This is a genomic window from Paenibacillus sp. S-38 (assembly GCF_049942825.1).
GTDB lineage: Bacteria > Bacillota > Bacilli > Paenibacillales > NBRC-103111 > Paenibacillus_G.
This window is the reverse complement of record NZ_CP187970.1, coordinates 2,218,524-2,233,112: the sequence shown is the minus strand read 5'-3', so window position 1 is coordinate 2,233,112 and position 14,589 is coordinate 2,218,524. Positions and strand designations below refer to the sequence as shown.

The 14,589-nt window shown below is 55.1% G+C and carries 11 protein-coding genes; 2 read left to right on the top strand and 9 right to left on the bottom strand.

The window, feature by feature from the left end; genetic code table 11:
• Positions 1-61 precede the first annotated feature (61 nt).
• Positions 62-1,390: an ABC transporter substrate-binding protein gene (locus ACP26L_RS10605; RefSeq protein WP_426452491.1), complete on the bottom strand. Its 1,329-nt coding sequence runs from the start codon at positions 1,388-1,390 to the stop codon at positions 62-64.
• Positions 1,391-2,184: 794 nt separating this feature from the next.
• Positions 2,185-3,021 (bottom strand): AraC family transcriptional regulator, encoded by an 837-nt coding sequence (locus ACP26L_RS10600; protein ID WP_426452490.1) that lies wholly within the window; start codon positions 3,019-3,021, stop codon positions 2,185-2,187.
• Between the two features lie 134 nt (positions 3,022-3,155).
• Between ACP26L_RS10600 and ACP26L_RS10595 the strand changes: the two genes are divergently transcribed.
• Positions 3,156-4,265 carry a glycoside hydrolase family 88/105 protein gene (locus ACP26L_RS10595; RefSeq protein ID WP_426452489.1) on the top strand — a complete coding sequence of 370 codons (1,110 nt, stop codon included), beginning with the start codon at positions 3,156-3,158 and terminating at the stop codon, positions 4,263-4,265.
• A gap of 133 nt (positions 4,266-4,398) precedes the next feature.
• On the opposite strand, the gene ACP26L_RS10590 is transcribed toward ACP26L_RS10595, so the two are convergent.
• From ACP26L_RS10590 to ACP26L_RS10565, 6 genes are all read right to left on the bottom strand, one after another.
• Positions 4,399-5,436 carry a glycoside hydrolase family 88/105 protein gene (locus ACP26L_RS10590; protein WP_426452488.1) on the bottom strand — a complete coding sequence of 346 codons (1,038 nt, stop codon included), beginning with the start codon at positions 5,434-5,436 and terminating at the stop codon, positions 4,399-4,401.
• Positions 5,437-5,933: 497 nt separating this feature from the next.
• Positions 5,934-6,431 (bottom strand): DinB family protein, encoded by a 498-nt coding sequence (locus ACP26L_RS10585; protein ID WP_426452487.1) that lies wholly within the window; start codon positions 6,429-6,431, stop codon positions 5,934-5,936.
• Between the two features lie 71 nt (positions 6,432-6,502).
• On the bottom strand, positions 6,503-7,993 hold the full coding sequence (gene glpK / locus ACP26L_RS10580; RefSeq protein ID WP_426452486.1) for a glycerol kinase GlpK: 1,491 nt from the start codon (positions 7,991-7,993) through the stop codon (positions 6,503-6,505).
• Between the two features lie 11 nt (positions 7,994-8,004).
• A complete protein-coding gene (locus tag ACP26L_RS10575; protein WP_426452485.1) occupies positions 8,005-8,943 on the bottom strand; it encodes a transketolase family protein in 939 nt (312 codons plus the stop codon).
• Complete coding sequence (locus ACP26L_RS10570) at positions 8,936-9,790, bottom strand: transketolase (RefSeq protein ID WP_426452484.1); 855 nt, start codon at positions 9,788-9,790, stop codon at positions 8,936-8,938. The genes ACP26L_RS10575 and ACP26L_RS10570 overlap by 8 nt, the downstream gene beginning before the upstream one ends.
• 18 nt (positions 9,791-9,808) lie before the next feature.
• On the bottom strand, positions 9,809-11,242 hold the full coding sequence (locus tag ACP26L_RS10565) for an L-fucose/L-arabinose isomerase family protein (protein ID WP_426452483.1): 1,434 nt from the start codon (positions 11,240-11,242) through the stop codon (positions 9,809-9,811).
• Positions 11,243-11,526: 284 nt separating this feature from the next.
• Here ACP26L_RS10565 and ACP26L_RS10560 point away from each other — a divergent pair, with 284 nt between their 5' ends.
• A complete protein-coding gene (locus ACP26L_RS10560) occupies positions 11,527-12,579 on the top strand; it encodes a LacI family DNA-binding transcriptional regulator (RefSeq protein ID WP_426452482.1) in 1,053 nt (350 codons plus the stop codon).
• A 290-nt stretch (positions 12,580-12,869) separates the two neighbouring features.
• On the opposite strand, the gene ACP26L_RS10555 is transcribed toward ACP26L_RS10560, so the two are convergent.
• Positions 12,870-14,522, bottom strand: a complete 1,653-nt coding sequence (locus ACP26L_RS10555) for an extracellular solute-binding protein (RefSeq protein WP_426452481.1) — start codon at positions 14,520-14,522, stop codon at positions 12,870-12,872.
• Between the last annotated feature and the right edge of the window lie 67 nt (positions 14,523-14,589).

Below are 14,589 nucleotides of genomic sequence, written 5' to 3'. Positions count from 1 at the left end.
ATGAAACAGCGAAAGAGGCGTCCATGAACAGGAACCGCCTCCGCGCTGCGAGTGAATGAAACTATTTGGTTTGGGCACCGAGATCCGCGTAAGCCTTATCGATCTTCTTGATGGCCTCGGCCACGGACGCATCCACATTCCGCTTCCCGATGACCACCTCTTCAAAGAGCTTGTTGACTGCCTCCGACATCTGCGGGAAGACCGGTGTGATCGGCCGCGGTCGGCCGAATTTTTGGTTCTGCACAACGAATACGTTCTTCGGATACTGGTTCAGCTCCGGGAACTCCTTGGCGGCTGAGTACCGGGATGGAATATCCTTGGTCATTGTGCTGTACGTGACCTGTCCTTCCTTGCTCGTCACCCAATTCACGAACTTCCAGGCGGCATCCGCATGCTGGCTCTTCGAGGAAATGCCGAGCGACCAGCTTCCATTCGCCACGGCCTGCCGGGTACCCTTCGGCAGCGGAGCGATGTCATAATCTTCCCCGAGCTTGAACTGCGGGAACTTCTCGGTGAGATACGCCAGCGACCAAGAACCGTCCACCGTCATGCCAAGCTTGCCGTTCGGGAACGGATCCGGCGGATATTCCAATGCGGAGACCTTGTGTGTGTTGTAAAGCTCCGAGAAGAACTGCAGCGCCTTCTTCGTTTCCGGCGAATCCAAATACCCTTTGGAGGTCTTCCCTTCCCCATCCATGATCTCGCCGCCGAACTGCCAGATGATCGGATACTTGAAGTAAGCCGTCGCCCCCGCGTTATTGAAGCCCTGGGCCGGATCAATACCGAAGATCCCGTTCGCCGGATCGCTCAGCTTCTTGGCTGCCTCCAGCACCTGCTCCCAGGTCCAGGGCTCCTCCGGATTCTTGGAAGGCAGCGGAATGCCCTTGGCTTCGAACAGCTTCTTGTTATAGAACAGGGCTATTGAGGATTCCGTCAGCGGGGCCATATAGATCTCGTTCTGGTACGTATAGGTAGCGAGCGTAGAGGGGGGGATATCCTCCAGGTTGCCGTCCGCTTTGAAATACGCGGTCAGCGGCTTCAACGCCCCCGCGTGCGCATAAGAGCCGAGTGTCGGGGCATCCAGCGCCATGATATCCGGAGGACTGCCCGAAGCAATGGACACCCGCAGCTTCGTATCGTAGTCCGCATAGGGGATCGGTGTCATCTCCACGGCAATATCCGGATGCTTCTCCATGAAGGAAGCGACCAGCTTGTCATAGGCCGCGTTCTCCGCGTCATTCCCCGAGTTTCTCCAGAAGGTGAGCGTGATCTTCTCCTCTTGGCCCTTTCCTCCTGAAGCCGAACCCGCTTTCCCGGCTTCTTCCGAACAGCCCGTCAGCAGGCTGGATGCGAGCAGCGCCGCACATACGATGGTGGTTGTCTTGTTCAAACTTACCGCCCCACTTTCTTGTTATGTTCCTTGTCTACACGTATCTTACCAGAGCGAAGGGGCAAAAAAATTCACTATTCTCTGATCATCACTTGTAATATAATTCGAAACCGCCATCCATTACAAGAATGCGAAGTTGGCACCGGTGCTGGAATGGATGTAGATGCTCAGGTTTTCATCTTACGATATTTTAGGGTATGGTGTTCAGCGGGATGCTTGGCCCTTATATATATTTGTTGTGCTATAGTTCAAGAGTTGCTGAGAAAATCGCAACTCTTTTATTAGCAACGGACTTGTGCAGGAATAAAAATTGAACAAGCTCCCGATCTTTTTTTCGATATGGAAAACAAAAGAAGAGGTCGCCCCGTAATAGCGACGGCCTCTTCGTGTAATCTTACTTATCTTTATTATGATGTTTGGAATTGGCGTAAGCCGTCATAAAAAGCCGCGGCTTTTTAAGGCAATCTTTTTGGGGCTGTGTTACGCCGGATATATAATCCAGGTCTTCGCCTTCTTGTTTTCGGGGTGCTCTTAGGTCGTAGTTCCGCAGGGAGGACTCCACCAAGAAACTTCAGATGCTCGGGATCATTCCTTAGAGATTCCGCATGCATAGCTTAAATCCGTTCCGCACTAGCAGCCGCGCGCAGCTGGACAATGTGCGGCCGCCTATCATGATGATGTCTCCGAGCGATAGCTCATCGATTGGAAAATAAGGCCTGCGCCCATCATCGTTTGCCCCTATTTATCAGTACAGAATTACATGATCGACCGGGGCGAAAGCGGAACCGACCCCGTTATTTCCCTCCCCTATAAAATAACGGTGCATTCCCCGTGACCGACTTGAACACCCGGCCGAAATGCGTAATACTGCCAAAGCCTACTTTCGCGGCGATCAGGTTCACCTTCAGGGAGGAATGCTCCAGCAGTTTCTTCGCTTCCTTGATCCGGACGCTGTTCACATATTCCACGAACGTAAATCCGGTCGCTTCTTTGAAAAACCGGCTCAAGTAATAGGGACTGACGTAGAACCTCTCCGCCACAAGGTTCAGCGTCAGCTCCTCCATATAATGGCAGTTGATATACTGAACAATCTCCGAGATTCGCTCATGCATGGGGCTCGGCGATTCAAGCGGTTCCATCGTATTCTGCTGAAGCAGCCGGCAGCAGTGGATGAGCAGCTGCAGAACCATCGTCCGGGCATACATCTCAAAGCCGGGCTTCCTGTCCTGTACCTCCCGGATCATACTGTGCACCAGCCCCTCGATAGGGAGCCGGTCATGCAGGGAGCACCGGACGATCAGAACATCGTTGTTGAACAGCGGCTGCAGAATGTCCGGAAGAGAACCATCCGCCGACATCATATCCTGCGGATGTAGATTCACGATGAACCGCTCATGCTTCGGCTTCTCCGTATTGGTCGTCCGGTGCAGGATATTCGGAGCGATGATCACCGCATCGCCTTCGCTAATCACCATCGTCCGGTCCTGAATGAAGAATTCCCGCTGCCCGGACATCAGATAGTAGACTTCATAGGTACTGTGAAAATGGCTCGCCGGCATATGATGGCTGTCTGCCCTGCGGTGGGATACGATGAACGTTCCCGCTGCGTTGTGGTAATGTAGAACCTCCAACTTGGCTCCCCCCCTCCTTCCCTTAGTCCTTTGATTATAGCGCAAAATATAAGAAGAAATCGTGCATATCCGCAATTAATGTACATATTCCAGTGCTATGATAAGGATAAGAACAAGAAGGAGGAACGAATCCAATGCAACCATCGGTATCCGTACTAACCCCCATCCAATGGGCGGAAAAAGCCTGCGAAGCGCTCATGACCAAATTCGAACCGGAGCTGCTGCCCCCGGACCGGTTCCATTATCACCAGGGCGTCTTCCTCTCCGGTATGGAGAAATGCTGGCGGCAGACTGGAAATAACAAGTACTACGATTATCTTAAAGGCTGGGTGGACAGCCAGATTCTCCCGGACGGCAGCATCAAGAAGTATAAGCCCGATGAACTCGACGATATCCAGCCGGGTGTGCTTCTCTACAACCTGCTGGAGCAGACGGGGGACGAGCGCTATAAGACCGCCCTTCATACCCTGGTTCCCCTGCTGAAATCCTGGAGAACCAATCCGTCGGGCGGGTTCTGGCACAAGGGACATTATCCGAATCAGATGTGGCTGGACGGGCTGTATATGGCCGGACCGATTGCCGTTCAGTTCGGCAAGACCTTCGGTGAGCCCGAATACTTCGACATGATGACGTTCCAGGCTCTCCTGATGGCGAAGCATACCAAGGATCCCGTCACCGGCCTGCTGTACCACGGCTGGGATGAAACCAAGGCGGCGGCTTGGGCCGACCCGGTTACGGGCCTGGCTCCGGAGTTCTGGGGACGCGCCATCGGCTGGTATCCTGTCGCCCTCCTCGAGATGTTCGAATACCTGCCGGAAGATCATAAAGATAAAGCGGCACTGGTCCAAATCCTTCAGGATCTGCTGGTCGCCTTGACCCGATATCAGGATCCCTCCACCGGGTTATGGTATCAGGTCATCGACAAAGGAGACCGCCCGGATAACTGGCTGGAGAATTCCTGCACCTCTTTATTCGTTCATGCCATTGCCAAAGCCGTACGCCTCGGCTATCTGGACGCCGAATATCTGCAGTATGCCTGGAAGGGTTATCAGGGAGTCATCGATACGCTGAAGTTCGACGAGAATGGGAACGTCGTCATCGGCCAAATCTGCATCGGCACCGGGATCGGAGATTACGCCCATTACATCGCCCGTCCGACCAGCGAGAATGACCTGCACGGCGCGGGCGCCTTCACACTCATGTGCGTAGAGATGAGTCAGGCGGCGAAAGCGGCCGGTCAATAACCAAAAAAGCTGAGGCCTTCTATACAGGCCTCAGCTTTTTTGGTTCATAGATAAGAATTTAAATCTCCCAAGGGCTCGATTCTGCCGTTGATCTTGTCCCTCAAGTCAGCTCACCGATCCGGAACACCCCGGCTTAGATGCTGCTGACAATCTCTTTATTCTGAAGCAGCGCTACAAGATAGGCCAGCGTTAAGCCTTGTCCCCATCCCTGGACTCTCTTCTTGGAAATCACCTTGTAGTCTTCCGCAGAGTACATGACCGCCGTGCCCGCCGATACATTCCGGACGGAGCCGTCTTCATCAATGTTGGCCAGGATGCCCTTATAAGCCTTGGCCATATAATTCTGGTGCAGCGGATGCGCGTTAATGACCATGGCGGCGGCAATGCCTGCCGAAGCGGAGGTCTCTTCATACGAGGTCTCATCATTCAGAACCGTGCGCCACAGCCCATCCGGAGACTGCAGTCTTACCAATGCGCTGAGCTGGTCCCCAAGCGCCCCGCCGAGCTGCATCCACATAGGCATGAACGGATTCAGCATTTTGTGGGCCTGTGCCATCGTGTATGCGGCCCATGCATTGGCCCGGCCCCAGTAAATCCCGGAGAGATGGTCCTGCCTGACGTTATCCCAGGCATGGTAGAACAGGTTCGTCTTCGTGTCCTGCAGGTATTCCTCATGCCAATAGAACTGGTTCAGCGCATCGTCAATATATTCCTTGTTGTCCAGCTTGAAGCCGAGGCGAAGCAGGAAATACGCGGCCATGAACAGCGTATCCGCCCATGCCTGCTCCGGAAAGTCATTCTTGGACGATACCGTATGCTGGAACACCCCTTCTCCGAACCGGATGGCGTCCTTACGCAGGTACTCGGCTTTCATGAGGGCCAGGTCGAGATACTTGGCGTCGCCCGTGGCTTCATGCAGGGTCAGCATCGTATGCCCCATGGCACATGAATTCACCATCAGGGTCGGCAGTCCCAGCTCCAGATATTCGTCCACCCACTTCACCAGAAAATCAATATACTCCTGGTTGCGGGTTACTTCCCAGGCTTTGGAGATCCCGTAATAGGCTACTCCGCAGGACCAGTTCCAGGTAAAATCCATATTCATCGTTCTGCGGACCACCCGGTCGATAAGCTCTTTTACTTCATTCTCGTCACATTCGAATTTGCGCATGCCATCCATCTCCTGATCGTTAGGGATATCCCGGATCTGTCTGCCCGATCCGTTTCAGCTCTACTACCTCTTCGATATTATACACCAAAAACCTTTTTTCTTCTGTATTTATTTTTGAATTTTTTTGTTTATCTCAAAAATTAGCCGTTCCGATTATTGAAATCCCCCACATTGCCGCCCGACTTGCTCCGTCCAACGCATACCCCCGATCCCTTTCCCTATTCCGTAGCAATGCTGTCCTACACTGTCGGCCTTTGAGTCAGGGCACGAGAACGTTGCCATGCCTATGCAAAACAAAAAAAGAGCCGGAGGGGCCCGATAGGCCTTCCCGCTCTTATCCTAGTACGGCAGCTTGCCGAACTGCCTTTTACCGCCAAGCTTTCGCCCTATAAAAATACTGAAAAGCACCTCGAGATCATGTCGGGGTGCTTCCTTAGCTTATTAACAGCCGCAGGGTACCGGCAGTATGCCGAAGCCCTGCGACTGTTCGACGCGTCTTAGTTCGCTTCCTCGTCGGCCGAGGGACCATAGAGGCCCGGCACCGGAATATCGAGCAGCCGCAGATAAACCCCGAGCTGCGCCCGGTGGTGGATCATGTGGCTTAATCCGAAGGTGCGAAGCGCAATCGCCCGCGGTTGACGCAGGATGATATGGTCGCCGCTGCGCAGGGTCCATTCCTCGGCGAGCGTTTTCTCGTCACATTCGGCTAACAGCTTTTCAAGCTTGGCGGCGTTAGCGTCGAATTCCTCCAGTACGTCTGCCCGTCTCTCCAAGGGCTCCCGCCGAAGCGGTACAGTCGAAAGATCAAATTCCGGATAAAGAAAAATCGCGACCTGCCAGTTCAGCAGGTTGGTCAGGTGCGTGGCCAGCCCGCCCAATGTCATCGACTTCTCATGCGGCTTCCACGTCATATGCTCCTCAGGCAAGCGCTCCAGGGTGCGGCGCGTCATGGCCAGCTCATGCGCGGCGTCTCCGACGATCAGTTGTTTTACCATAGATTCCTTCTCCTCCCTTAGATGAAGTGTAATCTATTCTATATTAGCATATTTTGTAAGAGTTTGGACCGCTATCGGTTAGGGATCACCGAAGCTACTGCACGCTTCCAACCGCCGTAGAGGTTGATTCGATCATCGCCATTCATATTCGGCTCATATAGGCAGGATTCCGCACGTCTCTTCAATAGGTCGTCTATAGAAGACCAATAGCCGACCGCCAGGCCTCCCATATAGACACACCCCATGGCGGAAAGTTCAGCGACACCGGAGCCCCGCACCTGCTTACCCAGCATATCCGCTTGAAATTGCATGAGTGCACGATTCGTGGATGCCCCTCCGTCCACCCGCAGCTCGCGAAGAACGAGCCCTGACTGCGACTGAAGCATCTCAACTGCATCGCACACCTGGTAAGCAATGCTCTCCATCGCAGCCCGAATAATATGCGCCCTGCCGGTTCCACGGTTCATCCCCGTAATTGCCGCTCTGGCATGCGGCTCCCAATAAGGCGCACCCAATCCGACAAAAGCCGGAACAAGATATACTCCTTCATTGCTGGGGGCTTGCGCAAGAAGGGAGTCCATTTCATCGAACGTATCGAACATGCCGAGATTGTCACGGATCCATTTGATACTGTCGCCCGATGTCCGGATAACGGCCTCCAGCGCATACGTCACCGTGCCGCCCTGCCCCCATGCGATCGCCTGTACCAATCCTTCGCCTGCAGGCGGAGGCGCAGTTCCAACATTCATTAATACGGACGTACCGGTGCCATAGGTTGCTTTGGCCATCCCTTCCTCAAAGCAATGATTGCCGAACAAGGCAGCCTGTGAGTCACCGATGAGCCCTGCAATCGGAATGCCGTCGGCCAGCGCCCCGGCACCCTGGGTGAAGCCGAACACCGAATCCGAAGCCTTGACCTCCGGAAGCAAGCTGGAAGGTACGCCGAACAGACGGCATAATTCTTCGTCCCACCGCAGCGTGTGAATGTTGAAGAGAGACGTCCGGCTGGCATTCGTGTAATCTGTCGCGTGAACTGCTCCGCCTGTCAACTTCCAGAGCAGCCAGCAATCGATCGTTCCGGCGAGCAGATCGCCTGCCGCAAGCTTCTCTTGCGCGCCTTCCACATGCTCCAGCATCCACCGCCATTTCGTCGCCGAGAAATAAGGATCCAGCACAAGACCGGTTCTCGTCTTTACGACATGTTCGCAGCCTGACGCTATCAATCGCTCACAGATCTCGGCCGTCCGCTGGCACTGCCATACGATCGCCGGGCAGAGGGGAATCCCCGTCACTCTGTCCCACATCACCGCCGTTTCGCGTTGATTGGTCATCGTCACCGCTGCGAGCTGCTCCGATGATACGGCCGATTTGGCCAGTACTTCCTCCGCATTTTGCAGAACATGCCGATAAATCTCAAGGGCATCGTGCTCAACCCAGCCGGGAGCCGGATAGTGCTGGGTATGCGCGGACGCACTGCCTGCGACCACCAAGCCCTCGTGGTCTACGATGAGTGCCTTGGTGCCTGAAGTGCTTTGATCAATTGCCAGGATATACTTATCCATAGACACCCACCTTAACGTCCCAGAAGGTCGAAGGCAGCTTGTTTCAGACCGCGGACGCTAATGCCGTAATGGTCGAACACCTCTGAGGTTTTCCCCGCAATCGCAGGCTCATCGGGAATGCCGATAATTCGCATCGGTACCGGATGGTGCTGAATCACAACTTCCGCTACCGCGGCGCCAAGTCCACCGTGAATGCTGTGCTCCTCCACCGTGATGATACGGCCTGTCTCTTTCGCTGCACGGAGGATGGCTTCCACATCGAGCGGTTTAATCGTGTGCATGTTGAGGATGCGGCACGATATCCCGCTTTCGCTCAACGCCGCTTCCGCATCCAGCGCCACGCGGACGGTTTCTCCGGAGGCAATGATCGTGAGGTCGGTCCCTTCGCGCATCGTTACGGCTTGGCCGATCGTGAATTCGTAATCGCCCGACTCATATACGTCCTCGACCGGGTTCCTCCCGATCCGGATATAGGCGCCGCCTTCATAGCCGACCAGCGCTTCCGTCATTCGTTTCGTCTCGTGTCGGTCCGCCGGCATGAGCACCGCGAGACCCGGGATGGCGCGGGTTACAGCCAGATCCTGCACCGAATGATGCGACATCCCCAGCGCTCCATAGCTCACGCCGCCGCTTATGCCGACAAGCTTCACATTGGTAGCGGAATAAGCGACGTCCACTTTGATCTGTTCAATACTGCGCATACTCAGGAAGCAGGCGGGAGAAGTGACGAACGGTTTCTTGCCGCTGTGCGCCAGACCGGCGGATATGCCGACAATATTCTGTTCGGCAATGCCGACTTCGACGAATTGCTCCGGATAAGCAGCAGCAAAAGGCGCCATCGCGGCTGATCCGCGGGAATCACTGGCAAGCACCACGATGTCCCGGTCCTCTTGGGCCAGTTTCAGCAGCGTTTCGCAGATGACTTGACGATTCGGTATTTGATTAGCCATGGCTTTGCACCCGTCCTTCCTCCGTCAAACTCTTCAGCTGATCGGACAGTTCCTCCAGCGCCTTCGCAAGCTCCGCGTCGGTTGGCACATGATGATGCCAATGCGGCACATTCTCCGCAAACGATACCCCTTTTCCTTTCACCGTATGGGCCATGATGAGCGTAGGTTTGTTAGGTACGGTCGGCACGGATTCGAAAGCGTCAACCAGAGCCTCCAGATCGTTCCCGTTGAGCGAGACGACATTCCATCCGAAGGAAGCCCATTTCTCGTCGAGCGGGTCAAGTCCCATGACATCTTCCGTCGAGCCGCTGATTTGCAGCCGATTACGGTCCACGATACCGACCAGGTTGTCGAGTTTATAATGAGCTCCTGCCATAGCCGCTTCCCAAACAGAGCCTTCCGCTTGTTCGCCATCGCCCATGAGACAGAACACACGGTACTTCCTGCCATCGCGTTTGGCTGCCAGTGCCATGCCGACAGAGATAGCCAAGCCGTGGCCCAGCGCGCCTGTGTTCATTTCGATCCCGGGGACCTTGTTGTTCGGATGACCAATCAGCTTCGTACCGAATTGGCTGAAGGTAGCAAGCTCCTCCTTCGGGAAGAACCCGCGATCGGCGAGGATGCACCACAGAGATTCTACCGAGTGGCCTTTACTGGCGATGAAACGGTCACGATTCGTATCCTTTGGAGCGGCCGGGTCAATATTCATCACCCGGTAATACAATGCGGTCAGGATATCCGTGTTGCTGAGAGAACCTCCGGTATGTCCCGTCTTTGCACCGTGAATCATGCGCAGAAGATCCATCCGAATCTGAACGGCCTTTTCCCTCAATGCCTTTATCTCCATGGTAGGGCCTCCTTTATTTTATAAACCTGCGCCGCGGAGCCAAGCCTGGATTTCCTGCTCCGTCGGATCTACGGGATCTGGCGTCAACCCCGGTATATAACGGCAGGCTTCATATAATGCAGGGATCGCGTTAGCATGCACGCCAACGGAATGATGGACATAAGGCCCTTGGACGAGCTTTTCTTCCCACAGCGGCCAGTCGTTCACTTCGACCCATACATACGAACCCCGAGTGTAGGGCCCTTGAATGCCCCGGGCTTTGCCGAGGAACAGCTGGTACTCGCCGTGGTCGCCATCGAACCTCGCAAGCGTCATATGGCCTCCCTTGATTTCTCCCTCATGCGTGCCTGGCGCGTGATCGTCGAACAAGAAATGCTTCCGGAGCTTGGGTTTGTCTTCAACCGAAAGGGATACCGGGAAGTTGCCGCAGTGAAAGAGCAGTTCACCATTCGCATTCTCCGGATGCCGAACGGTCAGATCAGCGAAAAACGTAGGGTGCTGGTTCATCGTCGCAGCCTGAGTCATGACCGACGTAATGGCGCCGTGGATATCCGTCTCGCATGTCACGGGGATTTGTTCATCCGTCAGAATCGCATTAGCCAAGCATGGCATAATGCCCATGGCGTCCTGCAAGGAGGACCAGCATTGGATAGCGATCGCCGTACTGCCCGTCTGAATCGCGTACTGCTTCATGGCCACCTTCAGCGCCGCAATCCGTCTCACATCCGACTCAGTCACTTCCGACCAGTCCAGTTTCTCTTTAATGTAATCGACGGCTTCCGCAAGCTCAGAGCTGTTCCCATTCTCGATACGCTTGGAAGCCCTCTGTATATCAACAAGGGTGATCGGATGAATTTCAATGCCGAAGCGCTCGAGCAGCTCACCCTCGTTGCACATCATCGTCCAGAACGATGCCGGACGCGGTCCGATTTGCAGGATACGCAGCCTGCGGAACTGCCGGACGACATTGGCTGCAGCGACGAAGTTCGTGAACCCGCGTTCAAATACCGGATCGTCCACCCTGCTGTTCGTCACATAGGTAAAGGGAACATTGAACCGCCGCAGCACTTTGCCTGTTGCGAACAGGCCGCATTGGGTGTCACGCAGCCGCATGCCGTCCTCCAGGGGAGATTCGTCACGCGGCCCCCACAGCAGGACCGGCTTGCCGAGCGCCTTCCCGACCCGCGCTACGGTATCCTCCGTGCCGAAGTTACAGTGGGGAAAGAATACGGCATCGACGTTCTCCTGCCGGAAGCGCTCCGCGATCAACTCCGCGTTAATGTGGTCATCGTACAGCAAGCCCTCTTGGTTCAGCCCTTCCAGATCGACGATATCGATATCGAGCCCGAAGCTGTCCATCTTCTCCCGGATCATCACTTTGTACCGGAAGGCATCCTCCGCACTGAATACGAAGCGCCTGGTAGGTGCATACCCCAGCTTTAATTTTTTCAAATCGTTATCCCCCTCGGATCGATGAATGGATGAATAGATGATGACTATTACTAAACTAAACAAAACCATATAAACTGAACTAGTTTAGTTATGTTTCCTGTTTTTCCCTGATTCCCCTCTAAATTATCACGATAAAACCCACTAGTCAATTCATTTTTAGTGTATTTTTTATAAACTTTATATTCATGTTTAGTCATAATTAACTTTTGTTTAGATCAATATTGCATATTATGGAGCAGAAGAGTAAACTTAACTTACTAAAAAAAACGAAGGAGGCCTTTTCGTTGAGAATGGAGGACATCGCCCGACTGGCCGGCGTATCCAAATCGGCGGTTTCGCTTGCCCTGAGCGGCAAGCCGGGAATCGGGCAGGAAACCCGCGAACGGATTCTGCAGATCGCCAAAGAACACGATTATCTGCCCAAGCTGCGCAGCGACCAGGCCGGAACGCCTCAGAAGTCCATTACGTTCCTGGTGTTTGCCAATTCGGGGATCGTGCTCCATGAGTATTATCAACAACCGTTTTTTCGGGAGTTAATCCATTTCATCGAGGAAAGGTGCCGGTCGCTTGGTTACTCGCTGATCTTCAGTACAGTCGACTTGGATAAGGACGATCACGAGATCGCCGCTCTTGTGGAAGAGAAACGGAGTCAAGGCGTCATCCTGCTGGGGACGAACTTATCCCGTGCACGGGTGTCCTCTATCGCGCAGCGGCTTCTTCTACCGCTGGTCGTGTTGGATAATTGCTATGAGACGCTGCCGTATCACTTTGTCGGCATCAATAACATGATGGGGGCTTATCAGGCCGGGGTTCACCTTTGTGACCTCGGGCATCGGCATATCGGCTATATCGCCTCAGACGACCGAATTCACAACTTTGAAGAGCGCAAGCGGGGCTTTGCCTTTTCCCTTAAGGAACGAGGCATTGTACTCGAGGAGGATTGCATTTTCTCTGTGGCGCCGACCATTCTGACTTCCCAGGAAGCGTTAAAGCTTCAGCTCGACGCCTATCTTTCGTCGGGCAGAGCGATGCCGAGCGCCTTCTTCTGCGAATGCGACTATATTGCAATCAGCGCGCTGAAGACGTTAGCTGAGATGGGCTTCCGTGTGCCGGAGGACGTGTCGGTCGTCGGCTTCGACAATATCACGGAAGCGAGGATCGTTACGCCCGAACTCACCACCGTTCATGTGGAGAAAGAACGCTTAGCCATACAAGCGGTGGACGTGCTCGTGCGGGATATCGAGAGCGACGTGCCCGTCCGGACCAAAATCGCAGTGGATACGCAGCTTATCGAACGGCAGTCTGCACGGATGTTCACCAAACCGCATCCGGAATGACTACGCATGAAGCACGGGACCCGCGATGATTGCGTCCGCATACTGCAGGGTGAGCTGCCCGGCATCGTCTGCGCTTAGATCGAGCACAGCCTTCTGCGGCAGCCTCCCCCATCGAACGTTCCGCGCAGCTGCAGATGGTGGTTTCTTAGCTCAGCGGATGCCCGGCTGGCGGCGTGCCGCCCAGCTCCTTGTGCAGCAGGGACAGGGGGCAAGCTCCGCAAATTCAGGGCCGTCAGCCACTCCGCCATCCCTATCCTGCGCATTCGCGTCCCCCTCCCTTCCGGATTCATCTACTTCATCTCCGCCTGCTTAGCTGCCGTTTCCCAGAGATCCTTCATCAGGAAGGAATCGGCCTTCTTCGTGCTGTACCAGTCGATCATGAACTCGTCAATCTGCTTGCCCCCGGCTTTCTCCCAGGCTGCCACTGCATCCTGGTACGCCTGGTCCGCCGTATATTTCGATCCGCCCAGCACGGCCTTGAGCCAGATATCGTTAATGTCCTTCGTGACGGTATTCAGCGTCGTCTGCAGCTCCTTGGGCAGCGTAGGCATGTGTTCGCCGAGCGTGACGGTCCGGTATTTTTTGCCCGGATCCATGTAGAGCTTCTTCGCACGTTCATAGATCTCGAGGCCCGCCTTCTGCTCAGGCCTGGACGGGTCGAACTGGCTCGCGATCAGCGAGCACCGCCCATCGAGCAGCCGGGAATACGGCTGGGCAAAATCAGCCGCCCAGGCGACCTCCGTCTTGGTCTTCTCCGGATCGGCCGGCTTCGGGCAGCCCTTCTCATCCAGGCGGTGGTGCGTGCCTTCCAGTCCGAACAACAGGGTACGGCCCGTCGCTTTCCGGTCAAGGAAATCGATATAGCGGATGGCCGCCGCCGCATCCTTCACCCGGGCGTTGATCGCCGTGGTCGCCTGCAGGGGATTCTGCACTTCGGGGATATACTCTCCGGCCGTACTCTTCGGCAGGGAGATCGGCTCAACTACCGCCTGCGGCGCCGATTTGCGGAGTGTCGCCAGATCCGTAACCGTGAATTCAAACCAACTGCCGACATAGGTCGGATAGATCCCGACCCGCCCGTTCAAGAATTCCTGCCTGGCCTTGGCGCCATTCTTGTCATTGGCGAAATCCTTATCGACCAGCCCTTCGTCGAACAAACGCTTCTTGAAGGCAACCGATTCCCTCGTATACTCAAACGCGCGGCTCGGCTGATCGTTCACCAGGCCGTAGCTGGACCCCGGGCTCCCAAACATGCCGTCAATCACATTCTCCGACCGCCAGCTGAGCGCCATGCCGTACGTGTCCTTCTTCCCGTTGCCGTCCGGGTCCCTTTCGGCGAAGGCCTTGGCCACCTGATACAGCTCCTCCGTCGTCTTCGGCACCTCCAGGTTCAGCGCCTTCAGCCAGTCCGTTCGGATGAACAAGCTGTTCAGAGGCGACGTCTCCAGCACCCGCCCGATTTTATAGATTTTCCCGTCCGGTCCGGTGGTTACTTTCTTCAGTCCCGGATAATCCTTCAGCAGCTGCTTATATTCCGTACTGTACTTCTCAATGAGGTCATCCAGCGGCAGCAGCTGTTTCTGGTCGATCAGCGGATTGAGGATGTTCGGGTCGAATTCATTGATGATGTCCGGCGCACTCTGCGAAGCGAACAGCACGTTCCACTTCTGCGCCGGATCCGTGCGCGGGATGGGTACGAAGGTCACGTTCGCCGGCCCGTTCTCATTCAGCCACTTCGTCCAGCGGTTATTCTCGATCTTGCCCTCTGAGGCCGGCACGTTCCCCCGGTCATAGACCGACACGGTAATGTCGCCTTTCTTGTCAGCCGGCCCCTCACCTCCTGCCCCTGACGGGCTGTCGGCCCTCTGCGGTTCGCCGCTGCATGCAGCGATCAGGGCCATCGACAATACGGACAGAACGGCGATGCACTCTTTTTGTCTCATCGGCACGGTACCCCTCTCTATCTTGTGGTATCAACGGACCTGACTCTATTATCCTCACTCTGACGCC

Bases quoted from the DNA above. Each gene is read 5' to 3' on its own strand.
- ACP26L_RS10595 (WP_426452489.1), top strand. From the start codon at position 3,156: ATGCAACCATCGGTATCCGTACTAACCCCCATCCAATGGGCGGAAAAA.
- ACP26L_RS10590 (WP_426452488.1), bottom strand. From the start codon at position 5,436: ATGCGCAAATTCGAATGTGACGAGAATGAAGTAAAAGAGCTTATCGAC.
- ACP26L_RS10585 (WP_426452487.1), bottom strand. From the start codon at position 6,431: ATGGTAAAACAACTGATCGTCGGAGACGCCGCGCATGAGCTGGCCATG.
- glpK (WP_426452486.1), bottom strand. From the start codon at position 7,993: ATGGATAAGTATATCCTGGCAATTGATCAAAGCACTTCAGGCACCAAG.
- ACP26L_RS10575 (WP_426452485.1), bottom strand. From the start codon at position 8,943: ATGGCTAATCAAATACCGAATCGTCAAGTCATCTGCGAAACGCTGCTG.
- ACP26L_RS10570 (WP_426452484.1), bottom strand. From the start codon at position 9,790: ATGGAGATAAAGGCATTGAGGGAAAAGGCCGTTCAGATTCGGATGGAT.
- ACP26L_RS10555 (WP_426452481.1), bottom strand. From the start codon at position 14,522: ATGAGACAAAAAGAGTGCATCGCCGTTCTGTCCGTATTGTCGATGGCC.